The sequence below is a fragment of the Isoptericola sediminis genome, assembly GCF_013085345.1.
GTDB classification, from domain to species: Bacteria; Actinomycetota; Actinomycetes; order Actinomycetales; family Cellulomonadaceae; genus Isoptericola; species Isoptericola sediminis.
This window is the reverse complement of the sequence record NZ_JABFAJ010000024.1, coordinates 13,186-36,075: the sequence shown is the minus strand read 5'-3', so window position 1 is coordinate 36,075 and position 22,890 is coordinate 13,186. Positions and strand designations below refer to the sequence as shown.

Below are 22,890 nucleotides of genomic sequence, written 5' to 3'. Positions count from 1 at the left end.
GAGACAACTCCTTCGTTGTTTCGTCCGGCGCTCGACGGTGAGCACCGGTACCGAGTATCACGATCTGCGACTCCGTCCACAAGGCATCGCGGCAGATCCATGGCCAGGATGAACACGTGAGCCGGCAGCCCCAGCGCGTGTCGGTGGAGGGGCGCAGCCTGACCCTGACGAACCTGGACAAGGTGCTGTACCCCGCCACCGGCACCACCAAGGGCGAGGTGCTGCAGTACCTCGCCCGGGTCGCGGACGTCCTCGTCCCGCACGCGGCGCACCGGCCGGCCACCCGCAAGAGGTGGCCCGACGGCGTCGAGGGCCAGTCGTTCTTCCAGAAGAACCTCGACGCCTCCACCCCCGACTGGGTGCCGCGGCGCACCATCCGGCACCGGCACTCCGTCAACGACTACGTGCTCGTCGACGACCTGGCCACGCTCACCTGGCTGGGCCAGACCGCCACCTTGGAGATCCACGTCCCGCAGTGGCGGTTCGGGCGCACCGGTGACCCGCTGCCCCCGGACCGCCTGGTGCTGGACCTCGACCCGGGTCCCGGCGTCGGGCTGCCCGAGTGCGCCCGGGTCGCCCGGTGGGCCCGCGACATCCTCGCCGGCATGGGCCTGGAGCTGCTGCCCGTGACCAGCGGGTCCAAGGGCCTGCACCTGTACGCACCGCTCACCGGACCGCACGGTCACCTCACCAGCGACGACGTCTCCGCCGTCGCCAAGGAGCTCGCGCAGCACCTCGCCACCGAGCACCCCGACCACGTGGTCGCCGAGATGAAGCGGTCGCTGCGGGCCGGCAAGGTGTTCGTCGACTGGTCGCAGAACAACGGGTCCAAGACCACCATCACGCCGTACTCGCTGCGCGGCCGGGAACGCCCGACCGTCGCCGCGCCCCGCACCTGGGACGAGCTCGACGACCCGGACCTCGGCCAGCTCACCTACCCCGAGGTGCTGGAGCGCGTCGACCGCGACGGTGACCTGCTGGCCCCGCTGCTGGCCGGTCACCTGGACCGCCTCGAGCCGACGCCGGAGCACCTGGCGTCGTTCGAGCGGCTGGAGACCTACCGCGCCAAACGTGACCCGGGACGTACCCCGGAACCGTTCGACAGCGACACCGACCGCCCCGCCGACGCGCCGCCAAGGTTCGTCGTCCAGGAGCACCACGCCCGCCGTCTGCACTGGGACTTCCGGCTCGAGCACGAGGGTGTCCTGGTGAGCTGGGCGCTGCCGAAGGGGGAACCCACCGACCCCGCGCAGAACCATCTCGCCGTGCAGACCGAGGACCACCCCCTGGCCTACGGCGACTTCGAGGGCACGATCCCGGCCGGCGAGTACGGCGCCGGGGAGGTGACGATCTGGGACGCCGGGACCTACGACCTGGAGAAGTGGCGCGAGGGCGCCGAGGTCATCGTCACCCTCCACAGCGAGCGCCGCGGGTCGCGGCGGCTCGCGCTGATCCGCACCGGCGGACGCGGCGGGGCCGACGAGAAGTCGTGGCTGATCCACCGCACCAAGGCCCAGCCCGGCGACGCCGCACCGGTGACGTCCGACGGCGGGTCCGCCGCCGCACCGCCGCCGTCGGCCGCACCCCTGGCCGCGCCCCGTCCGATGCTCGCGACGAGCGCGAGCGAGGCGGAGCTGGCCCGGCTGACCCCGGACGACTGGGCGTTCGAGGCCAAGTGGGACGGTTTCCGCACGATCGTCGAGGTGCTGCCGCCCGAGGCGTCCGCACAGCACGGGGACCGTGCGTCGGCCGAGGACGAGGCGTCAGCCGGGCACGGGGCACCACCAATGCGGGTGCGGCTGACCTCCCGGTCGGGCCGGGACCTGACCCCGACCTTCCCCGAGCTGCAGGCGGTGGGGGGCATGGTCCGCGCCGAGGACCTCCCGCTCGTCCTGGACGGCGAGGTCGTCGCCCTGGACCCCGACGGGCGACCGAGCTTCCGTCGTCTGCAGCAGCGTGCCAACCTCGCGAAGCCCCGCGAGGTCGACCGGGCGCGACGGCGGGTCGGCGTCGACCTGGTGCTCTTCGACGCGCTGCGGGTCGCGGGGGTCGACATCACGGACCACCCCTACGACGAGCGGCGCGCCGCCCTGGCACGGGTCGTCTCCCCCCGCTCCCCCGTCCACGTGCCGACGGCGCTGGAGGGCACGGCCGAGGAGGCCCTGGCCGAGTCCCGCCGGCTCGGCCTGGAAGGCCTGGTCGCCAAGCGGCGCCACGCCGGCTACACGGCCGGACACCGGTCGCGGGAATGGCTCAAGATCAAGCACACGCCGACCCAGGAGGCCGTGGTGATCGGCTGGCGTCCGCTGCGGGTCGGCACGCCCACCGAGGACCCCCGCTCCGTGGGTGGCCTGCTGCTGGCCCTGCCCGTCGAGGACGACGGGTGGCGGTACGTGGGCCGGGTGGGCACCGGGTTCTCCGACCGCGTGCGCCGCGAGCTCGCCGACCGGCTCGCCGGGCAGGAGCGCCCGACGGCGCCGGTCGGCGACGTCCCGGCGATCGACGCCGCCGGCGCCCGGTGGGTCTCCCCCGACGTGGTCGTCGAGGTGCGCCACACGGGCTGGACGGGCGACGCCCCCGGCGAGGGGAGCCTGCGCCACGCCGTGTGGCGCGGGATCCGCGGCGACAAGGACCCGCGCGCGGTGCGGGTCGAGTGAGCTCACACCTCGTGGGCGTAGACCACCGTGTTGTCCACGTAGTGCCCCCAGTCCGCGTCCCAGGCCCCGCCGCAGGTGATGACCCGCAGCTCGGCCCCGTCGGTGTTGGCGTACACCGCGCGCGTCGGGAACTGCTTCTTGGGGTACTGCTCCACCCGGTCGACGACGAACGTCGCCGTGGAGCCGTCCCGGCGGTCGACGTGGATCTCCTGGCCGGGTTCCAGCTCCGCGAGCCGGTAGAAGACCGACGGCCCGTTCGGGCTGTCGACGTGCCCCTCGATGACGGCGGGGCCGTCCTCGCCCGGGCGCGGTGAACCGTCGAACCACGCGGCGCGGTCGATGTCGTCCCCGGCGGGGACCTCGATCGTGCCGTCGTCGTTCAGCCCCAGGTACAGCAGGTCCGAGTCGACGCCGACGGCCGGGATCCGCACCCGCTCCGGCAGCGCGGCACGCTCCTGCGGTGGCGGCTCGGCCGACGGCGACGCCGCGGACGGGGCCGCGGACGTCGGGGCAGGGACCGCTCGAGACGACGTGACCGGGTCCGGGGACGCCGCGACCGCCGTGCCGGGCGCCGCGGCCGGGCCCGGGGCCGGTTCCCCGTCCTGGACGCCGAACCCGACGGCGACCGCCGTCCCGCCGCCGAGCACCAGCCCGGCGGCGAGGACGACGGCCACGCGTCGGCGACGCATCAGGAGTCCTGCGCCGTGCGACGACGGCGGGCCACCAGACCGGCACCCACGCCCGCACCGGCGAGCAGCGCGACGCCACCGCCGGCGATCAGGGCGGCGTTCCCGGTCCCGGCGGTGCTGCCGGTCCCGGTCTGCACGCCGCCGGCGGGCATCTCGTCCATCTGCGAGGCGGCCAGGATGCCGCACAGGGCCGGGTCGGTGGCCTCGGCCGGCAGCGACGGGTCGAGGTCCGAGGGGGTGTCGCCGTCGTAGGCACCGCTGCCGTCGTGGTCGACGCCGTGGACGACCAGGGCCACGTCACCGGCGAGGATGTCGTCGGCGAGGTCCGGCGAGACCTCGATCTCACCGCGTTGGTAGTCGATGCTGCCGCCCGCGGCGGTGTCGAAGCGGTCGACGGCGAGCGCCGAGTCGCCGGAGGTGTCGCCCTCGGTGGTCAGGGACACCTGGACGGAGCCGTAGGACGGCACGCCCTCGGTGGTGGTGATGGTGCCCGAGCCGTCGGCGTCGTCGGCCTCGGTCGGGCACTGGTTCGCGGCGTCCTCGCCGTAGTGCAGGTGCGCGGCGTGCGGGCTGCCGGCGAGCAGACCCGAGGCCGCGAACTCGACCGTGAGCGTCGTGCCGTCGACCCAGACCATCGCGTCGCCGCCGCCGTCGACGCCGTTCAGCGGCACCGGCGTGAGGTCGCCGGAGGCGGTGCCGTCAGCCGCGGCGGCCGGTCCGGTCACGGCCAGCAGGCCGGCGAGCGAGAGGGTGGGCGCGACGAGCGCTGCGCGGGTACGTGCCTTCATGATCAATCCCTTCGTCCGGGTCGCGGCGTTCGCGACCTGTCGAGGGTTCGGAGCACCCCGCGCCGCGGATGGGTCCGGATCCGGACCGGTGTGCGCGAGGCCACGGAATGCTCGCGGCAGGTGCCCGGTTGCCCGTGACATGCGAGCCATCACCTATGCCCAGTACGGAAGCGCCGACGTCCTCGAGCTCACCGAGCAGCCCGACCCGCACCCGGGTGCGGACGTCGTGGTCGTCCGCGTGAAGGCGGCCTCGGTCAACCCCGTCGACTGGAAGGTCCGCGAGGGCTACCTCGACGGTCTGCTGGACACCCAGTTCCCGGTCGTCCCGGGCTGGGACGTGGCCGGCGTGGTCGAGCAGGTCGGCCTGGACACCCCCGAGTACTCCGTGGGCGACGAGGTCTACGGCTACGTCCGCAAGGACTGGGTGCACGGCGGGACCTTCGCCGAGAAGGTCGCCGCTCCGGTGCGCACCCTGGCGCCGAAGCCGTCGACCCTCAGCTTCGAGGAGGCGGCCGCGGTGCCGCTGACCGGCCTGACGGCGCTGCAGACGATCCGGCGCGCCGGCGTCACCTCCGGCCAGACGGTGCTCGTGCACGCCGCGGCCGGTGGCGTCGGCTCGTTCGCCGTCCAGATCGCGAAGGCCCGCGGGGCCCGCGTGATCGGCACCGCGAGCGAGGGCAACCACGACTTCCTGCGGTCGCTCGGTGCCGAGCCCGTGACGTACGGCGACGGCCTGGCCGACCGCGTCCGGGCCCTGGCCCCCGAGGGCGTCGACGTCGCGCTGGACTACGTCGGCGGCGACGCGGTGGCGATCAGCGCGGACGTGCTCGCCCCCGGCGGCACCATCTCCTCGATCGCCGACCCGGCCGCCCGCGACGAGCACGGCGGTCAGTACGTGTGGGTCCGTCCCTCGACGGAGGACCTCGCCGAGCTCGGTGCGCTGATCGACGAGGGCACCGTCGGCGTCGAGGTCGCCGAGATCTACGAGCTGGCGGACGCCGCCGCGGCGCACCGGGCCAGCGAGACCGGCCACGTGCGCGGCAAGATCGTCGTGAAGGTCTGATCTCCCGACCACCCGCGGACGGCCCGGGGACGCCACAGTGCGTCCCCGGGCCGTCGTGCGTCCGGAGCCACGACCCGCCGGTCGGCGCGAGGTCGGGCGAACGACCCCGCACACTGGCACCGTGCGCCTCTCCCCCGGCGGTGTCCCCGGCCCCGTGGCCGCGACGGCCGTCCTCGCCCTGCTGCTGACGTCGTGCGCGCCGGGGAACGACGGCGGGCCGGAGGACGACGGCGCCCGGGCCTCACCGCCCGCGACGAGCAGCACACCGCCCGCGCCGAGTCCCTCGTCGCCCTCGCCCGTGGCACGTCTCGAGCTCGTGGTCGGCGAGCTCCCGCTGGAGCTCGCGGGCCGCTGGACGGACTCCACGGCACCGCGTCCCGAGGGCTCCGGCACGACGACGGCGCTCACCGTCCCGTCCGGCGCGCTCCCGCTGACCTTCGCCCTGCCGGAGGGCGGCTTCGTCCGGCACGCGGACGGCAGCGTCGGCGTGCTGGGCGCGCCCGACGGCGGCACGCCGGTCGCCGGGCTGAGCGCGCCCGACGGGCCCGCCGTGTTCCGGCAGGTCGACACCCGGCACGTGGAGCTGGTGCGGACCGGCGACGGCGGGACGTCCGATCCCGGCGACGTGAGCACCACGGTGGGCACCAGGGGTCTCGTCGACGCGACGTGGGGCGAGCGCGAGGGCGGGCGGTCCCTGGCCGTCGACCCGACGGCGTGGGCCCGGTCGGCGGGGGTGGCGGGCGTCGAGCTCGTGCGGGCGGAGCTCGCGGCCGCCGACCCGGAGGCGGACACCGCCACGATGCACGACCAGCTGCGCTGCCACGCCCTCGGCGCCCCCGACAAGGACACGTGGAACCTGGAGCCGTGGCGACCCGACGTCGGGCTGGTCGCAGTGCTGGCCGCCCGGTGCAACCCCGTGGAGGGTTCCTGAGCGACCGCCGGCCGTCGCGGCGCTCAGGTGCGCGCGCAGGCGATGCTCCTGTGCCCGGTCAGCGGTGCGGGGCGCCCGGTTCGTCGGCTCCCGACCGGGCCAGCACGTCCGCCTCCTGCGCCGCGGTCAGCCCGGTCACCGCGGCCTCGGGGTCGGCGCGCAACCAGTCGAGCACGTCGGCAGCGGTCTCCTCGACCGGTCGGACGGACAGACCCGCCAGCAGCGCCGGGTCCGCGGCGTGGGTCACCATGCCGTCGTACCCGGGGCGGGGCAGCCACAGCGGCAGCGACCGCTCCCCGGCCCACGGGCGGACACCGAGCGCGGTGAGGCGGTCGCCGTCCACCCAGCGCCAGCGCGGTGCGGCCCCGCAGCCGCGGGCGACGTCCGCCAGCAGCTCGCCGATCGGTACGGCCGGTGCGACGGCGTCGAACGTCCCCACCGCCCGGTGCTCGGCCAGGTCGACGATCCAGACGGCCAGGTCGCGGACGTCGATCACCTGGACGCGGTCGGCGGGGTCCCCGGGTGCCAGCACGTCCGCGGCCGCGGGGTCGTCGGGGCCGGCGTCGAGCACCCGCCGCATCCGGGCGGGCCAGTAGGCGAACCGTCCGGACGGGTCGCCGGGTCCCACGACGAGTCCCGGCCGCACGACGGTGGCGCTCGCCGCACCGTCGCGCACCGCGTCCTCGCAGGCGACCTTCATCGGCCCGTACGCGGCGGGGTCCGCGGCGAGGTCGACGTCCTCCGGCTGGGCCTCGACGAGCCGGCCGACGCCCGGGCCACCGGGGTCGGCGACGTCCGCGTAGACGCTGATCGTCGACACGAGCACCCAGTGCGCGTCCGGCCACGCCGCGACGGCGCGCCGCACGTGCGACGGGGTGCGCGAGACGTCGACGACGGCGTCGAACGGCTCGCCCGCGAGCTCCGCCGGGAACGGGTCCGCACGGTCGTGCACGACCTGGCGCACGCCGTCAGGCACCGTGCCGGAGCGGCCGCGGTGCACCGCGACGACCTCGTGGCCGCGGGCGACGGCGAAGGCGGCGACGGCGCGTGACAGGAACACGGTGCCGCCGAGCACGAGCATCCTCACGTGACCTCCTCCGGGGCGGTCCGGGTGTCCCGGATCCCGACCATGCTCACCAGACCGCCCGCGACGAGCAGCCCCGCGGTCACCAGCAGCGCCCGGTGGAAGGACTCGACGTCGAGCACGCCACCGAGGATGACACCGGCGAAGGCGATGACGACCAGCCCGGCCACCCGGGAGACCGCGTTGTTGACGGCCGAGGCGATCCCGGCGTCGGCCCTCGGGACCGCGCCGAGGATCGCCGAGGTCAGCGGGGCGACCGTGATCGCCAGTCCCAGGCCGAACACGAGGATGCCCGGCAGCACCTGGGTGAGGTAGGTGGCCTCCGCGTCCATGCCCAGCATCAGCAGGAACCCGCCGCCCGCGACGATCGGCCCGACCGTCATGAACCAGCGGGCGCCGTACCGCCCGGCCAGGGTGCCGAACAGGGTCGACAGCGCCAGCATCGCGAAGGTCGTCGGCAGCTGGGCGACGCCGGCGGCGGTGGCCGAGTACCCGGCGACCTGCTGCAGGAACAGCGTCAGCACGAACCCGCCGAAGGCCAGCGCCCCGTACACGGCGAACGTCGCCACGTTGCCCCAGGCGAAGGTCCGCGACCGGAACAGGCGCGGCGGGAGCATCGGGTCCGGGGCGCGCCGCTCGACCACGACGAAGGCGGCCAGGAGCACCGCGCCGACGATCACGACGGGCCACCACTCCTCGATGAGTCCGAGCACGGCGGCGGCCAGCCCGAGCGCGGCCAGGGCGGCACCGGGGACGTCGATCCGGCGCCGCACCGTGGCCTCGGCCTCCGGCACGCGCCGGAGCAGCACCAGGTTGACGACGACGACGGGGACGTTGATCCAGAACACCCACCGCCACGAGATGAGGTCGACGAGCCCGCCGCCGACGAAGGGGCCGACGATCATCGCGGTCCCGGTCCAGGCCGTCCAGCGTCCGATCGCCCTCCCCTGCGCGGGACCGTCGAACGTCGAGATGATCAGCGCCAGCGAGCTCGGGACCAGCAGGGCCCCGGCGACGCCCTGCAGCAGCCGCGCCACCACCAGCACCGGGCCGGTGGGGGCGACGGCGCACAGGACCGAGGCGGCGGCGAAGCCGATGAGCCCGACGAGGAGGACGCGCCGCCGACCGTGCACGTCGGACAGCGAGCCGGCCAGCAGGATGAACGACCCCAGGGTCACGAGGTAGCCGTCGACGACCCACTGCTGCAGCGTGAGCCCGGCCTCGCCCGGACCGCCGAGCTCGTCCGCGATCGCGGGCAGGGCGACGTTGACGACGGTCCCGTCGAGGAACGAGACGAACGAGGCGAGGATCGCGACGACCAGCACGCGTCGCTGCACAGCCGTGTCCACGAGCGTCACGCTACGCCTGCCCGGCTATCGTCGTGATGTGAGCCATGACGTCCGCCGGCTGCCCTTCGCCGATGCCGAGGCCTCCCGCCGGCTCCAGCAGGAGGCCTTCGGCGGCGCGGCCCCGGTGCCGGACGCCGACGGATGGCCGCCGGCGGGGTCGAGGCCGTGGGGCGCGTGGGTGGACGGCGGGCTCGCCGCCCGCGCCACCGTGCGGTCCTTCACCTCCTGGTTCCACGGCGCACGGGTGCCGACCGCGGGCCTCGGCGGCGTCACGGTCGCCGCGGAGCACCGCGGGACGGGGCTGCTGCGTCCCCTCGTGGCGGCGGCGCTGGCCGAGGCGCGGGAGCACGGCGAGGTGGTCTCCACGCTGTACCCGTCCGCGCCGGGCGTCTACCGCGGCCTCGGGTACGAGATCGTGGGGTCCTACGACGAGATCACCGTGCCCCTCTCCGCGCTCGCCGCGCTGCGCCGGCCGCCGGGGGTACGGACCCGGCGCGCAGCCGAGGCCGACGTCCCCGCGGTCCGCGCGGTCTACGAACGGTGGGCCGCGGCGCAGAACGGCCCGCTGACCCGGACCGAGGCACCGTTCGCCGTGGAGGCCGAGGACCTGGTCGGCCCCGACGCCGACTACACCGGTGTCACGCTGGCCGTCGACGCGGCCGACGGCGGCGTGCTGGGTTTCGTGAGCTGGACCCGCGGCGCCGGGTACGACCGCGCGGGCGTGCTCGAGGTCGACGACCTGGTGGCGCTCTCCCCCGACGCCGCCCGTGCGCTCTGGTTCGTGCTGGCGTCGTTCGGCACCGTCGTCGGCTCGGCCCGGATCTCGACCTCGGGCGCCTGGTCCGGTGCCGACGTGAGCCGTCTGGTCCTGCCCGACCACGCCGCCACGGCGACGTCACGCCCCTACATGCTGCGGCTGCTGGACGTCCCCGGCGCCCTCGGCTCGGCCCGGCTCGCGCCGTGGACCGCCGAGGTGCCGTTCGCGGTGGTCGACCCGCGCACGCCGGACCTCGAGGGGTCCTGGGTCCTGCGCGTCTCCGGCGGTGCGGTGCGGGTGGACCCCGACGACGCCGCCCCGCGCACGCCGGCCGACCGGCCGGTCTTCACCGCGGGCGGTCTCGCGCAGTCGTACGCCGGGTCGCAGACGTGCGCGAACCTCCGGCTGGCCGGGCAGCTGCACGGTCCCGACGGCCACGACGCCGTCTGGGACGCGCTGTGGACCGGCCGCCCGGTGCACGTGCGCGACTACTTCTGAGCGCTCAGCAGGAGGCGGAGACGTCCTTGCGGTAGCCCAGCGCCCAGCACAGCACCCCGACGTCCTGCCGGATCCCCTCGATCGAGGACCGCAGCGCGCTGAGGTCGCCGCGGAGCGCGCCGACCTCGCCCCGCAGGGCGTCGACGTCCGCCGCGGACGGCGGTTGCGGGCCGCTGGAGAGGTCGTTGCGCACCGTCGCGAGGTCGTTGCGCACCCCGCCCAGACCGTCCTCCAGGTTCGTCTCGAGGCTGTCGATGCCGTTGGACACCTCGACCAGCCGCGTCTGGAGGTCGTCCATGCCGTCGAGCTCCTGAGGCATCCCGGTCCACGACTCGACACCGTCGACCCGCCCGGCCAGCGCCTCGACCGTCGCCGTGTCCGGCGCCTCCTCGAGCGCGACGCGCAGCCGGGCGGACTCGGCCTCGGCCAGCTCGGACTGGGCGACGGCCGCGTCCACCTCGGACGCGAGCTTGCGGTTCGCCGACCAGAGCATCGCGACCCCGACGGTGGCCACGAGGGCGATCACCAGGGCCGCGGCCACGAGGACCATCTGCACGTTGACACCTGCGCCGCGGGCGGGGACCGGTCCGGTCGGACCCGGGGCCGGAGGCGGTTCGGCAGGCAGGAGGGTCGCGACCGACGTCATGGCACCGCTGCCCGGCTCGAGACGGCGGCGCGCGATGCGCCCGCCACCCTCGGGGCGGCCCACGGCTCCCGGTGGATACGTCATCGCTCTCCTTCGCGCAGCAGCACGGTCTGCCCTCATCGTCGCCCGTCCCGCACCCGTGCACAAGAGTGAACACCGCACAACGGGCGGAAAAGGACGCAGGATCACCCGCTCGGAGGTCCTCCGGTCGCTACGGTGAGGGAGTGACGAGCTTCCGCGCGCGACTCCGTGACCTGCAGGTCCTCCCCGACGGCCTGTCCGGCTGGGAGCTCACCGACATCTCGGTCCTGCCGGGCACCCCGCACGAGCTGTTCGAGACCTGGTTCGACGAGGCCGCCGCCGCGGGACTGCACGCCCCGCACGCGATGACGCTCTCGACGGCCGGTGCCGACGGCACCGTCGCCGCGCGGACGGTGCTGCTGACGGACCTCAGCTCCGCGGGCTGGTGGTTCGCCGGCCACGCCACCAGCCCCAAGGGCCGCGACCTGGCCGCGAACCCCCACGCGGCCCTGACCTTCCTCTGGCAGGGGGTCGGGCGCCAGGTCCGGGTGACCGGCGCCGTGACGTCGCACCCGGAGGCCGGTGCCGCCGACTTCCGGAGCCGGTCGGCCGGGTCCCGCGCCACGGCGCTGGTGGACCACCAGAGCGAGGTCCTCGACGACCTGGCCGACCACCGCGAGGCCTGGTCCGCCGCACTGGCGGAGGTGCGCGCGGACCCGGAGCTGGTGGTGCCGACGTGGACGGCATGGTGCCTGGCGCCGACGACCGTCGAGTTCTGGCGCTCGGGCGGCGGCACGGGACAGACGCGGGTGCGGTACCGCCGCGGCGGGCAGGAGGAGGCCTGGACCACGGAGCTCCTGTGGCCCTGACGCACCGCACGCCCCTGACCTGCGGGAACGAGACCGACCCGGTGTGACGTGCATCACTGCAGGTCAGACGCCTTGTGACGTTGTTCACATTCTTTGTGACAGTTTTCACCAACGACCTAGCATGGCCCGGTGACTTCGCGCGAAACAGCCCCCCGCCAGCGGCCCTCGGACGCCGTCGACGTCGTCCTCGTCGGCGGCGGCATCATGAGCGCCACCCTCGGAACCCTGATCCAGCAGCTCGAGCCGACCTGGTCGATCCGCATCATCGAGCGGCTCGACGACGTGGCGCTGGAGTCGTCGAACCCGTGGAACAACGCGGGTACCGGCCACGCCGCCCTGTGCGAGCTGAACTACACCTCGGAGAAGCCCGACGGCACCGTCGACATCTCCAAGGCGGTGCAGATCAACGAGCAGTTCGAGACCTCCCGCGAGCTCTGGCAGCACCTGCTCGCCACCGGCCAGCTCGCCGACCAGTCCTTCATCCAGCGCACCCCGCACATGACCTTCGTGCGCGGGGCCGAGAACGTGGAGTTCCTGCGCCGGCGGCACGCGACCATGACCGCGCACCCGCTGTTCCGCGACATGGAGTTCTCCACCGACCGCGCCGAGATCGCCCGCTGGACCCCGCTGCTGACCGAGGGCCGCGACGCCGACGAGCCCGTCGCCGCCACCCGGTCCGTGGCCGGGACCGACGTGGACTTCGGCAACCTCACCCGCCAGCTCGTCGACAACCTGGTGCGCCACGGCGCCGAGCTGCAGCGGCAGCACGAGGTGACCTCCCTGAAGCGGACCAAGGACCGTCGCTGGCGGCTCAAGGTCAAGGACCGGTCGTGGAACGCCCCGCGCCGCACCTCCACCGTGACCGCCCGGTTCGTCTTCGTGGGCGCCGGCGGCGGGGCTCTCCCCCTGCTCCAGTCCGCGGGCATCCCCGAGATCAAGGGCTTCGGCGGGTTCCCGATCTCCGGGGAGTTCCTGCGCACCGACAACCCCGAGATCGTCGCCCGCCACCACGCCAAGGTCTACGGCAAGGCCGACGTCGGCGCCCCGCCGATGTCCGTGCCGCACCTCGACACCCGCGTGGTCGACGGCAAGAGCTACCTGATGTTCGGTCCCTACGCCGGCTTCAGCCCGAAGTACCTCAAGAAGGGCAAGTACCTCGGGCTGATCACCTCGCTGCGCGCGCACAACATCACCTCGATGCTCGGCGCCGGCCTGAAGAACATCGACCTGACCCAGTACCTGCTCGGCCAGCTCGCCGCCGCACCGGAGTCGAAGTTCCACTCCCTGCAGCAGTTCATGCCGACCGCGCACCCCAAGGACTGGGAGAAGATCACCGCGGGCCAGCGCGTCCAGGTGATCAAGCGCGACGCCGACGGCAAGGGCGTCCTGCAGTTCGGCACCGAGGTCGTCGCCGCCGCGGACGGCTCCATCGCCGGTCTGCTCGGTGCATCGCCGGGCGCCTCCACGGCGGTCTCGGCGATGGTCGACGTGCTCGACCGCTGCTTCCCGGAGGAGTTCCCCTCCTGGCGCCAGCAGCTCGCCGCGATGATGCCCAGCCTCGACGGGGTCCCCGCCGACGCCCGCGAGATCGACACCACGGCCAGCGCCGCGGACGAGCCGGCGGCCGGGCTGCCGGAGCCGGTCGACGGCGTGCTGCCCGCCAGCGTCTACGAGTCCCGGGCGGACTCCCGCTTCTGACGGCGGTCGCCCGACGGCCCGGTGCCTGCCCCCTGACGGGGCGGCACCGGGCCGTCGTCGTTCACAGCGCCTGGATGATCCGCTCGACCTGCTCCTTGGCGTCGCCGAAGATCATCGCCGTGTTCTCCCGGAAGAACAACGGGTTCTGCACCCCGGCGTACCCGGTGGCCATCGAGCGCTTGAACACCACGACGTCACGCGCCTGCCACACCTCGAGCACCGGCATGCCGGCGATCGGCGAGCCCGGGTCCTCCTGCGCGGCCGGGTTGACGGTGTCGTTGGCGCCGATGACCAGCACCACGTCGGTCGTGGTGAAGTCGCTGTTGATCTCCTCCATGCTCAGGACCACATCGTAGGGCACCTTGGCCTCGGCCAGCAGCACGTTCATGTGGCCGGGCAGACGGCCCGCGACGGGGTGCACACCGAACCGGACGTTCACCCCACGGTCCCGCAGCTTGTCGGTCAGGTCCGCCACCGGGTACTGGGCCTTGGCCACGGCCATGCCGTACCCCGGCACGATGACCACGGAGGTCGCGTTCGTCAGCTGCTGGGCGACGTCCGCCGCGTACGTCTCCCGGTGCTCGCCCTCGACCCCGGCGGCCGCCGGGCTGCCCGGCTCGGCGCCGAAGCCGCCGAGGATGACGGAGACGAACGACCGGTTCATCGCCCGGCACATGATGTAGGACAGGATCGCACCGGAGGACCCCACCAGGGCGCCGGTGATGATCAGCAGGTCGTTGCCCAGCATGAAACCCGCCGCCGCGGCCGCCCAGCCCGAGTACGAGTTGAGCATCGAGACCACGACGGGCATGTCGCCGCCGCCGATCGAGGCGACCAGGTGCCAGCCGAGGGCCAGGGCGACGACGGTCATGAGGACCAGCGCGGTGAGGGCCGCACCGTCGGCGCCGGCGCCCGAGGCGATGAGGAACCACGCGAGCAGCCCGGCGGAGGTGACCACCATCAGCAGGTTGAGCCAGTGCCGGCCCGGGAGCATCAGCGGGGCCGACCGGATCCGCGCCGACAGCTTGAGGTTGGCGACGATGGACCCTGTGAAGGTCACCGCACCGATGAGCACCCCGAGGAAGACCTCGACGAGGTGCACGGTGTCGGACTGCGGCTCGGACAGGTACGAACCGAAGCCCACGAGCACCGCGGCGAGCCCGACGAAGGAGTGCAGCAGCGCGATGAGCTCCGGCATCTGGGTCATCTCGACCCGGCGGACCCGCCAGGTGCCGACGGCGGCCCCGACGACGAGCACCGCCAGGATGAGCCCGGCGGTGACCTGCCAGGGTCGGGCGGAGGTCTCCAGCGCGAGGGCGATGGTGGCGACCAGCGCCAGGGCCATCCCGATCATGCCCAGGACGTTGCCCCGGCGCGCCGACTCCTGCTGCGACAGCCCCGCCAGGGAGAGGATGAACAGCACGCCGGCGACGACGTAGGTGGCCTGCACGGCCGAGAGCACGGTCATCGGGTCGCCTCCCCGGTCGGCGTGGTCACGTGCGGGGCGGGCGCCCCCTTGCGGAACATCCGGATCATCCGGTTCGCGACGAGGAAGCCGCCGAACACGTTGATGCTCGCGACGGCGGCGGCCACGACCGCCAGGCCGGTGACGAGCCAGTCGTCCGTGCCGATCTGCAGCAGGGCGCCGACGAGGATGATGCCGCTGATGGCGTTCGTCTGCGCCATCAGCGGGGTGTGCAGGGCGTGCGTGACCGCCGAGATCACGTAGAAGCCCACCACGACCGCCAGCGCGAACACCGTGAAGTGGCCCACGGACTCCGGCGGCGAGGCGGCGATCGCGAGACCGCCGACGACGGCACCGAGCCCGGCCAGCGCGGTGCGCCGGACCCGGCGGCGACGGCGCTGGGCGGCCAGCTCCTCCGGGTCGGGCCCGGGAGCGGGCTCGGGGGCGGGCGGTCCGGCGGGCGCCGCCGGTGCCGCCGAGACCTGGACGGGCGGTGGTGGCCAGAGCACCTCGCCCTCGCGGCACACCGTCATGCCCCGGATGACGACGTCCTCGAGGTCGACCACCGGGCGGCCGTCCTTGGCGGGGGTCATCAACGTCAGCAGGTTGACGATGTTCGTGCCGATGAGCTGGGACGTGTGCTGCGGCATCCGGCCGGGCAGGTCGGTGTAGCCCAGGACGATCACGCCGTTGTCGCTGACGACCCGCTCCCCCGGCACCGTGAGCTCGCAGTTGCCGCCGCCCGGCGCGGCGAGGTCGACGATCACCGAGCCGGGCTTCATGGCGGCGACCATCGCCGCCGTGATGGTGGTCGGCGCCGTCCCGCGCACCAGCGCGGTGGTGATGACGACGTCGGCGCCCGCGGACTCCGCGGCGTACATCGCCTGCGTCGCGGCCTCCTGGTCGGAGGTCAGCTCGCGGGCGTACCCGTCGCTGCTGACCTCCTGCGCGGTGCCCTCGGCCTGGACGAACGTCGCGCCGAGCGACTCGATCTGCTCGCCGACCTCGGGACGGACGTCGAAGGCGCGCACCTTGGCGCCCAGCGAGGAGGCGGTACCGATGGCCGCCAGACCCGCGACGCCTGCGCCGATGACGAAGACCGTCGCCGGCGGCGTGGTCCCGGCGGCGGTCACCTGTCCGGTGAACATGCCCCCGAACTCCTCGGCGGCCTCCACCACGGACCGGTAGCCGGCCACGTTGGACTGCGCGGAGAGCACGTCGAGCGCCTGGGCCCGCGAGATGCGCGGGACGGCGTCCAGGGCGAGAGCGGTCACGTGCCGTTCGGCGAGCGCGTCCACGAGCTCCGGATGCGTGGCCGGTCCGATCTGGGAGATCAGCACGGCGCCGGGACGCAGCAGCTCCAGCTCCGGCGGGGACGGCGCGTTGACGCAGGTGACGACGTCGGACCCCCAGACCTCCTCCCGGCCGGCGATGCGCGCACCGGACTCGACGTAGGCGCGGGTGGGCATGCTCGCCCGCTCGCCGGCTCCGGACTCGACGAGCACGTCGTAGCCGAGCGCGGTCAGACGCTGGACGGTCGCGGGGGTGGCGGCGACCAGCCGTTCACCGTCGCGCGACTCCCGAGGGACACCGATCTGCACGAGGCTCGAACCTCCTTTGGTCGAGGACACGAGCAACCTACCGGGTCTGAGGCCTGACCACGAGGGACCACCCACGGAGCGAGACACCGCGCCCACCGACCGGCACGCACCCGGGGCGGCGTGCGCCCGACGGCTCGGCGTCCCGGACCCCGCACGGACGTCACGCCGTCGGCGGCGTCCCCTCGTCGAGCGTGCGCCCGGCGTGCGCGAGCATCTCGCGCAGCACCGCCTCGTCGAGGTCGTCGAGACGGGCGAACGAGATGCTCGCCGCGCCGACCCTGGCGCGCCCGAGGCGGTCGGCGTAGCGCCGACCCAGGTAGGCGCCGTCCTCGACGGCGTTGACGTACAGGCTCAGGTGCCGCTTCTGCTGGGCGAGGCCGACCAGGAACCACTCGACGTCCGCACCGCGCGGGCGCGGCTGGACGATGTCGCCGTAGCCGATGATCACCTGCTCGGTGCCGCCCCAGAACACGCCCCGCCACAGGGACCGGGAGAGCCCGGGCAGCACGTCCCGCACGACGGCGTCGGTGCGTGCCAGGTCAGGGGCCACGTCGTCGCCGTGCAGGTACGCGTCGACGTCCTCGGTGCTGCGGCGCACGGGCTCAGTCCTGCCGCGGCCCCACCCACACCTGCTGGACGTTGACGAACTCCCGGATGCCGTGCGGGCCGAGCTCGCGCCCGTAGCCCGACCGCTTGACGCCTCCGCTGGGCAGCCGTGGATCCGTCTTGACGATGCCGTTGACCGCGACCTGTCCGGCCTCGATCCGCCGGGCCATCGCCACGCCGCGCTCCGCCGTCGACCAGACGCTGGCGGCCAGCCCGTACTCGGTGCGGTTGGCCATCGCCAGCGCCTCCTCCGCGTCCGGGGCCTCCATGACCACCATCACCGGCCCGAAGGTCTCCTCGCGGCAGGCGGTCATGCCCTCGGTGACGTCGGCCAGCATCGTCACGGGGTAGAACCAGCCGTCCCCCTCGGGCAGCTCGCCGCCGAGCAGCAGCCGCGCCCCGGCGTCGACGGTCTCCGTCACCTGGCGGTGCAGCGTCTCGCGCAGGTCCTCGCGGGCGATGGGCCCGACGTCGGTGGACTCCTCGGCCGGGTCCCCGACGGTGAGCCGTGCCAGCCGCTCGCGCAGCTTGTCGACCATCTGCGGGTACACCGCGCTCTCCACGATGATGCGCTTCGCGGCGATGCAGGACTGCCCGGCGTTGATGATCCGGGACAGCGCCACCGTGTCCGCCGCGGCGTCCAGGTCGGCGTCCGCGAGCACCAGGCAGGGGTCCGAACCGCCCAGCTCCAGCACCGTCGGCTTGATCTCCGCCGCCGCCGTGCTCGCGACCGCGGCCCCGCCGCGGGCCGACCCGGTGAAGGACACGGCGTGCACGCGCGGGTCGCGGATGACCGCCTCCACCTGCGGGGTCTCCAGCGGCAGGTTCTGGAAGACACCGTCCGGGGCACCGACCTGCGTGAACACGTCCGCGATCGCGGCCGCGCAGCCCGGGACGTGCGGGTCGTGCTTCATCACGCAGGTGTTGCCGGCCATGAGCGCCGGGGCGGCGAACCGGGACCACAGCCAGAAGGGCGCGTTCCACGGCAGCACGCCGAGCACGGTGCCGAGCGGCAGGTGCTGCACGTAGCTCGTGCTGGCGTCCGAGGGGAGCATCTCGTCCGCCAGGTAGTCGGCCCCGTGGTCGGCGTAGTGGTCGAAGCACAGCGCCGCCTTGGCGACCTCGCCGCGTGCCTCGCCGACGGGCTTGCCCATCTCCTCGGTCATGAGGGGCGCCAGCTCGTCGACGTGCTGACGCAGGTAGGTCGCCACGGCGTGCAGGACCTCCGCCCGCCGGTCGAAGGTCAACCGTCCCCACCCGACGGCGGCGTCCGCGGCCGCGGCGAGGATCTCCTCCACCTTCTCGGGGCCGGCCGGCTCGACCTCGCGGATGACCTTGCCCGTGCTCGGGTCGATCGCAGTGAGCATCGAGACTCCTCTCAGGCGACTTCGGGTCGGATCGGGGTGGTGTTGTCCAGGGCGTCGGACCGTTCCTCGCCGGACTCGGCGTCGCGGGCTCCGGCTCCCCGGTCGGGCTTCACGGTGAAGTCCTCGTCGAGGGTGAAGAAGGACTCGCACCCCCGGTCGGTGACGTAGACGGTGTCCGAGATGCCGACGGTCTTGTCCCCGTCGACGCCCCACATCCACGGGATGATGTGGAAGGTCATGCCCTCGCGCAGGATCGTCGGGTTGCCCTGGTTGAGGCTGGCGATGTAGCCCTCGTCCCAGCTCGGCGGGAACGCGATCCCGATGGAGTACCCGGAGCGGGTGATGAGGCGGGCCCCGACGTGGTTGTCCGTGATCACGCTGCGCACGATGTTGTCCGCGTCGGAGACCGTGATCCCCGGACGGATCGCCTTCTTGACCTCCGCCAGCGCCGTCTTCATCCGGTGCTGCGCCGCCGCCAACGACGGTGAGAGGTCGTCGAGCACAGCCGTGCGCATCATGGCCGTGTGGTAGCGCCGGAAGCAGCCGCCGACCTCGAGGAAGACGTGCTCGCCCGGCTGGACGACGCGGCCCTCCCAGGTGGCGTGGCCGATCATGCTGCGCGGTCCGGAGGCGACGTACGGCATGACGGCGGGGAACTCGCCCCCGGCACGGAACATCGCGGCGCTGATCTCCGCGGCGATCTCGTTCTCCGTCACCCCGGGCGCGCAGGCCTCCAGCCCGGCCTGCATGCCGACCTCGGTGGCCCGGGCGGCCTTCCTCATGATCTCGATCTCGGCCGGGGACTTGGTCACGCGACCCTCCTCGACGATGCCGAAGCAGTCGAGCAGGCGCCCCTCGGTGAGCGAGGTGTGGATGTAGTCCTGGTGATAGGCCGGGAAATAGTAGCTGTTGCGTTCGTACCCGATGTCCTTGGTGTGCAACCCGAATTCCCGCAGCGACTGCACGAGGCTCTGAATCGCGTCGCCGGTGTCCGGATAAGGGCGGGTCAGCTCGACCCACGTGCGCGCATAGACGTTCGACTCCTCCATGCTCCGCGTGATCATGAAGGGTTCCTCGGTCAACGGGACCACGAGCGCCTGGAAGAACGAATACCCCGTCGTCTGATAGTCGGTGAGATACATCAGGTTCTCGGGATCGGTGATCACGACGGCGTCCAGGAGCCGGTCGGCCATCCGTCGGCGCAGGTCACCCAGGCGCCGCTCGTACTCCTCGAACGGGAACGTCATGTCGTCGCGCTGCTTCACACCGGCCTCCAGGGTGGTCAGATGGTGCTGTGGACGGCCTTGGCGAGGACCTCGAGGCCCTCGTCCAGGTCGGCGTCCGGGATCGTCAACGGCGGGATGAGCTTGAGCACGCGTCCCCCGGTCCCGCAGGGACCGATGAGCAGTCCGTCGTCGAAGCACTTCTTGGCGATGGCCTTGGCGAGCGCGCCGTCACCGATGTCGAGACCCTGCATCATGCCGCGGCCGCGGACCTCGAAGCGTCCGTCCGAGCCTGCGGCGAGGTCGTCCAGGACAGCCGTCATGGTCTCGCGCTTGGCCGCCACCTGGTTCATCAGCTCGTCGTCGTCGAAGTACTCCAGCGCGACCCTGCCCGCCACGAAGGAGAGCCCCTGGCCGCGGAACGTGCCCGTGTGCTCACCGGGTGACCAGTGGGCGTCGAGCTCGGGCTTGTTGAGGTTCATGGCGATCGGGGTCCCGTACCCGCCGAGGCCCTTCGCCAGCGTGATGATGTCCGGGTCGAGCCCCATGCCGTCGAAGCTGAAGTAGCTGCCGGTCCGGCCGCAGCCGGTCTGGATGTCGTCCACGATGAACAGGGCGCCCATGTCGTGGGCGAGGCGCTGGACCTCGCGCAGCCACTCCGCGCTCGCGACGTGCACACCGCCCTCGGCCTGGATCGTCTCGACGACGAAGGCCGCCGGCGGGAGCAGGCCGCTCGAGGAGTCCTCCAGGAGCGCACGGAAGTCGGCGAGCTGCTGGACGCCGCCGCCGGGCGCCGTCTCGAACGGCAGCCGCACGACGTTCTCGAGCGGCACCCCCGCCGCGGCGCGGAAGTAGTCGTTGGCGGTCAGCGCCAGGGAGCCGAGCGTCATGCCGTGGAAGCCGTTGCTGAACGCCACCACGTCGCGGCGTCCGGTCACGCGTCGCGCGAGCTTGAGCGCGGCCTCGACGGCGTTGGTGCCCGTCGGCCCCATGAACTGCATCTTCATGGTCATGTCGCGCGGGGCGAGCACCGTGGCGGCGAACTTCTCGATGAAGTCCCGCTTGGTCGTGGTCGCCATGTCGAGGCTGTGCGCGACGCCGTCCGCCTCGAGGAAATCGATCATCGCGCGCTTCATGCGCGGGTTGTTGTGCCCGAAGTTGAGCACGCCGGCGCCCGCGAAGAAATCGAGATAACTACGTCCCGATTCGTCGACCTGACGCGCATTGGATGCCGAGGCAAAAACAGTCGGGTATGCCCGGCTGTAGCCACGGATCTCGGATTCCCACTTCTCGAACGCCTCCATGGACCATCTCTACGCGACCCCCCAGGGGGTGTCAAGAGGTCCGAAGTCCGCCGGGTAACAACTCTGTTTCCGCCGGATTCGCGGGGTCGTCGACCGTCGGGCTCCCGGCGCCCGCAGGGGTGCGACCGGCGCCGTCGACCTCGCCACCGAGGCCGGGTCCGCCCCGGCCCGTCGAGCGCGGCCGCGCGTTGTCGGCCGGCGCGATCACGCCCGCTCCCGCACCGTCCCGACGTGTCGGGCACGGATGGTCATCGGAAGTCCGTCTCGTCCAGGCGCAGACCCGTGCGCACGTAGGAGAGCAACGCGTCGGCCAACGCCTCGGGATCGATCGGCCCGTCCGGCCGGTACCACTCGACGAGAGAGTTGACGAGGCCGAAGGTGAAACGTGCCGCGAGACCGGGATCGAGGTCGTCGCGGAGCGACCCCTCGTCACGCGCGGCCTCGAACGTCCCCCGGAGCCGCGCCGTGAGGACACGCCGGCGCTCCAGCGCCCTCAGCTCCACGTCGGAGTTGCCGTGCAGGCGGAGCAGCAGCGTGAGGTACTGCCGTCGTTCGCAGGCGACGAGCACCGCGTGCCGCACGATGTAGCCGATCCGGGACACCGCGTCGCCCGGCTGGGACTCGGCCTCGTCGAACACCCGCTCGAGCTCGCCCAGGGCTCGCTCCAGGGCGATCTCCAGCATCTCCGCCTTCGACGAGAAGTGGTAGTACACCGCCGACTTCGAGAGCCCGAGCCGTCTCGCGATCATCTCGAGCGACGAGGCGTCGTAGCCGTGGTCGGTGAACACCTGCACGATGACCTCGAGCATGCTGTTCCGGTCGTGGCCGGGCCTCCCCCGGCGGGGCGCTCCGCGCACGTCGGCGGTCTCCACCTGGCGAACCTCCCCTTCCGCGCGCTTCGCGGCACCCTGACGGACCGGGCCGGCGCCGGTCGCCCACGTTACCGCAGGTCGTACAGCCGCTTGAGCTTGCCCTGGGAGCGCGGCAACGTCCCGGTCCCGACCAGCTCCACCCCGAGCGTCGTCCCGACCCGGTCCTTGATCCGCTGCTGGAGCAGCAGCAACCCCTCCTCGGCCTCCCGCGGCGCGGCCCCGTCCCGTGCCTCGATCTTCACCGTGAGGTGGTCCATCCTCCCCCTCGTCGTGAGCTCGAGGACGAAGTGGGAGGTGAGGTCCGGGATCTCGCAGACGATCTCCTCGACCTGCGTGGGGAAGAGATTGACCCCTCGCAGGATGATCATGTCGTCGTTCCGGCCGGTGATCCGCGCGATCCTCCGGTGCGCGGGTCGCGCGGTGCCGGGGTGCAGCGACGTGAGGTCCCGCGTCCGGTAGCGGATCATCGGGAAGGCTTCCTTGGTCAGCGTCGTGAGGACGAGCTCCCCCGTCGCCCCGTCGGGCAGGGGCCGCAGGTTCTCGTCGAGCACCTCGGGCAGGACGTGGTCCTCCCAGAGGTGCGGCCCGTCCTGCGTCTCGGCACACTCGTTGCCGACGCCCGGTCCGAGGATCTCGGAGAGTCCGTAGATGTCGACGGCCGTGAGGTCCAGGCGATCCTCGAGCTGGCGCCGCATCGAGTCGGTCCACGGCTCGGCGCCACAGATCGCGACCTTGAGGCTGGTGTCCCGCGGGTCGAGCCCGGCCTCCTCGAAGGCGTCGGCGATCGTCAGCAGGTAGCTGGGGGTGCACATGATCGCGTCCGGTTCGAAGTCGCGGATGAGCTGCACCTGCTTCTCCGTCTGGCCGCCCGACATCGGGACCACCGTGCAGCCGAGCCTCTCGATGCCGGCGTGAGCACCGAGACCGCCCGTGAACAGCCCGTAGCCGTACGCGTTGTGCACCGTCCACCCGGGACGCACGCCCGAGGCGTACAGCGAGCGCGCGACGAGGTTCGCCCAGTGCTCCAGGTCGTTCTCGGTGTAGCCGACGACGGTCATCCTCCCGGTCGTGCCGGACGACGCATGGACGCGGCGCACCTGGTCCCTCGGCACGGCGAAGAGTCCGAACGGGTAGTGGTCGCGCAGGTCGTCCTTCGTCGTGACGGGCAGCTTCACGACGTCGCCGAGCTCGCGGACGTCGCCGGGGGCGACGCCGGCCTCGTCGAGCTTGCGCCGGTAGAAGGGCACGTTCTCGTAGGCGTGGCGCACCGTCCATCGGAGGCGCTCGAGCTGCAGCGCCTCCAGCTCGGCGCGGTCGAGGCGTTCCTCGGCGTGCAGTCCCACCTGGTCGGTGAGGCTCTGGATCGCGGGCATGGGTCTTCCTCGCAGGGTCGGTCGGGTCG

General features: G+C 73.1%; 19 protein-coding genes. 6 read left to right on the top strand and 13 right to left on the bottom strand.

Annotated elements, in window-relative coordinates; genetic code table 11:
- Positions 1 to 116: 116 nt before the first annotated feature.
- Positions 117 to 2,657: an ATP-dependent DNA ligase gene (locus tag HLI28_RS12590; RefSeq protein ID WP_171247918.1), complete on the top strand. Its 2,541-nt coding sequence runs from the start codon at positions 117 to 119 to the stop codon at positions 2,655 to 2,657.
- A 2-nt stretch (positions 2,658 to 2,659) separates the two neighbouring features.
- On the opposite strand, the gene HLI28_RS12585 is transcribed toward HLI28_RS12590, so the two are convergent.
- A complete protein-coding gene (locus HLI28_RS12585) occupies positions 2,660 to 3,346 on the bottom strand; it encodes a class F sortase (protein ID WP_171247917.1) in 687 nt (228 codons plus the stop codon).
- Positions 3,346 to 4,134: a hypothetical protein gene (locus tag HLI28_RS12580; RefSeq protein ID WP_171247916.1), complete on the bottom strand. Its 789-nt coding sequence runs from the start codon at positions 4,132 to 4,134 to the stop codon at positions 3,346 to 3,348. Before HLI28_RS12580 ends, HLI28_RS12585 begins: the two co-directional genes overlap by 1 nt.
- A gap of 139 nt (positions 4,135 to 4,273) precedes the next feature.
- Between HLI28_RS12580 and HLI28_RS12575 the strand changes: the two genes are divergently transcribed.
- Positions 4,274 to 5,197: an NADP-dependent oxidoreductase gene (locus tag HLI28_RS12575; protein ID WP_171247915.1), complete on the top strand. Its 924-nt coding sequence runs from the start codon at positions 4,274 to 4,276 to the stop codon at positions 5,195 to 5,197.
- A gap of 121 nt (positions 5,198 to 5,318) precedes the next feature.
- A complete protein-coding gene (locus HLI28_RS15990; RefSeq protein WP_216077727.1) occupies positions 5,319 to 6,128 on the top strand; it encodes a DUF2599 domain-containing protein in 810 nt (269 codons plus the stop codon).
- 58 nt (positions 6,129 to 6,186) lie between these two features.
- On the opposite strand, the gene HLI28_RS12565 is transcribed toward HLI28_RS15990, so the two are convergent.
- Together HLI28_RS12565 and HLI28_RS12560 are read right to left on the bottom strand one after the other, a co-directional pair.
- Positions 6,187 to 7,209 (bottom strand): Rossmann-fold NAD(P)-binding domain-containing protein, encoded by a 1,023-nt coding sequence (locus tag HLI28_RS12565; RefSeq protein ID WP_216077756.1) that lies wholly within the window; start codon positions 7,207 to 7,209, stop codon positions 6,187 to 6,189.
- A 2-nt stretch (positions 7,210 to 7,211) separates the two neighbouring features.
- Positions 7,212 to 8,561, bottom strand: a complete 1,350-nt coding sequence (locus tag HLI28_RS12560) for an MFS transporter (protein WP_304604333.1) — start codon at positions 8,559 to 8,561, stop codon at positions 7,212 to 7,214.
- Between the two features lie 37 nt (positions 8,562 to 8,598).
- On the opposite strand from HLI28_RS12560, the gene HLI28_RS12555 reads away from it, so the two are divergent.
- On the top strand, positions 8,599 to 9,816 hold the full coding sequence (locus HLI28_RS12555) for a GNAT family N-acetyltransferase (protein WP_171247913.1): 1,218 nt from the start codon (positions 8,599 to 8,601) through the stop codon (positions 9,814 to 9,816).
- 4 nt (positions 9,817 to 9,820) lie between these two features.
- On the opposite strand, the gene HLI28_RS12550 is transcribed toward HLI28_RS12555, so the two are convergent.
- A complete protein-coding gene (locus HLI28_RS12550; protein ID WP_171247912.1) occupies positions 9,821 to 10,546 on the bottom strand; it encodes a hypothetical protein in 726 nt (241 codons plus the stop codon).
- A 140-nt stretch (positions 10,547 to 10,686) separates the two neighbouring features.
- Between HLI28_RS12550 and HLI28_RS12545 the strand changes: the two genes are divergently transcribed.
- Both HLI28_RS12545 and mqo read left to right on the top strand, forming a co-directional pair.
- Positions 10,687 to 11,352, top strand: a complete 666-nt coding sequence (locus HLI28_RS12545) for a pyridoxal 5'-phosphate synthase (RefSeq protein WP_171247911.1) — start codon at positions 10,687 to 10,689, stop codon at positions 11,350 to 11,352.
- 129 nt (positions 11,353 to 11,481) lie between these two features.
- Entirely contained in the window at positions 11,482 to 13,050 is a 1,569-nt protein-coding gene (mqo, locus tag HLI28_RS12540; RefSeq protein WP_171247910.1) for a malate dehydrogenase (quinone), read from the top strand.
- A gap of 61 nt (positions 13,051 to 13,111) precedes the next feature.
- Here the strand turns inward: mqo and pntB are convergent, their stop codons facing one another.
- The 8 genes from pntB to HLI28_RS12500 all read right to left on the bottom strand — a co-directional run bounded on the left by pntB (position 13,112) and on the right by HLI28_RS12500 (position 22,861).
- Complete coding sequence (gene pntB, locus HLI28_RS12535) at positions 13,112 to 14,518, bottom strand: Re/Si-specific NAD(P)(+) transhydrogenase subunit beta (protein ID WP_171247909.1); 1,407 nt, start codon at positions 14,516 to 14,518, stop codon at positions 13,112 to 13,114.
- The gene (locus HLI28_RS12530; RefSeq protein WP_171247908.1) at positions 14,515 to 16,116 is read right to left on the bottom strand and encodes a Re/Si-specific NAD(P)(+) transhydrogenase subunit alpha; all 1,602 of its coding nucleotides are present in this window, start codon (positions 16,114 to 16,116) and stop codon (positions 14,515 to 14,517) included. The genes pntB and HLI28_RS12530 overlap by 4 nt, the downstream gene beginning before the upstream one ends.
- A gap of 160 nt (positions 16,117 to 16,276) precedes the next feature.
- Positions 16,277 to 16,714, bottom strand: a complete 438-nt coding sequence (locus HLI28_RS12525) for a DUF1801 domain-containing protein (RefSeq protein WP_171247907.1) — start codon at positions 16,712 to 16,714, stop codon at positions 16,277 to 16,279.
- Positions 16,715 to 16,718: 4 nt separating this feature from the next.
- Positions 16,719 to 18,089: an NAD-dependent succinate-semialdehyde dehydrogenase gene (locus HLI28_RS12520; RefSeq protein WP_171247906.1), complete on the bottom strand. Its 1,371-nt coding sequence runs from the start codon at positions 18,087 to 18,089 to the stop codon at positions 16,719 to 16,721.
- Between the two features lie 11 nt (positions 18,090 to 18,100).
- Positions 18,101 to 19,354: an ectoine hydrolase gene (doeA, locus tag HLI28_RS12515; RefSeq protein ID WP_171247905.1), complete on the bottom strand. Its 1,254-nt coding sequence runs from the start codon at positions 19,352 to 19,354 to the stop codon at positions 18,101 to 18,103.
- A gap of 17 nt (positions 19,355 to 19,371) precedes the next feature.
- Complete coding sequence (locus tag HLI28_RS12510) at positions 19,372 to 20,616, bottom strand: aspartate aminotransferase family protein (RefSeq protein ID WP_171247904.1); 1,245 nt, start codon at positions 20,614 to 20,616, stop codon at positions 19,372 to 19,374.
- A gap of 248 nt (positions 20,617 to 20,864) precedes the next feature.
- Entirely contained in the window at positions 20,865 to 21,488 is a 624-nt protein-coding gene (locus HLI28_RS12505; RefSeq protein WP_171247903.1) for a TetR-type transcription factor C-terminal domain-containing protein, read from the bottom strand.
- A 68-nt stretch (positions 21,489 to 21,556) separates the two neighbouring features.
- Positions 21,557 to 22,861, bottom strand: a complete 1,305-nt coding sequence (locus HLI28_RS12500) for an AMP-binding protein (RefSeq protein ID WP_171247902.1) — start codon at positions 22,859 to 22,861, stop codon at positions 21,557 to 21,559.
- Positions 22,862 to 22,890: the final 29 nt, after the last annotated feature.

Coding starts and splice junctions, on each gene's coding strand:
- HLI28_RS12585 (WP_171247917.1), bottom strand. CDS start 3,346: ATGCGTCGCCGACGCGTGGCCGTCGTCCTCGCCGCCGGGCTGGTGCTC.
- HLI28_RS12580 (WP_171247916.1), bottom strand. CDS start 4,134: ATGAAGGCACGTACCCGCGCAGCGCTCGTCGCGCCCACCCTCTCGCTC.
- HLI28_RS12575 (WP_171247915.1), top strand. CDS start 4,274: ATGCGAGCCATCACCTATGCCCAGTACGGAAGCGCCGACGTCCTCGAG.
- HLI28_RS12565 (WP_216077756.1), bottom strand. CDS start 7,209: ATGCTCGTGCTCGGCGGCACCGTGTTCCTGTCACGCGCCGTCGCCGCC.
- HLI28_RS12550 (WP_171247912.1), bottom strand. CDS start 10,546: ATGACGTATCCACCGGGAGCCGTGGGCCGCCCCGAGGGTGGCGGGCGC.
- pntB (WP_171247909.1), bottom strand. CDS start 14,518: ATGACCGTGCTCTCGGCCGTGCAGGCCACCTACGTCGTCGCCGGCGTG.
- HLI28_RS12520 (WP_171247906.1), bottom strand. CDS start 18,089: ATGCTCACTGCGATCGACCCGAGCACGGGCAAGGTCATCCGCGAGGTC.
- HLI28_RS12510 (WP_171247904.1), bottom strand. CDS start 20,616: ATGGAGGCGTTCGAGAAGTGGGAATCCGAGATCCGTGGCTACAGCCGG.
- HLI28_RS12500 (WP_171247902.1), bottom strand. CDS start 22,861: ATGCCCGCGATCCAGAGCCTCACCGACCAGGTGGGACTGCACGCCGAG.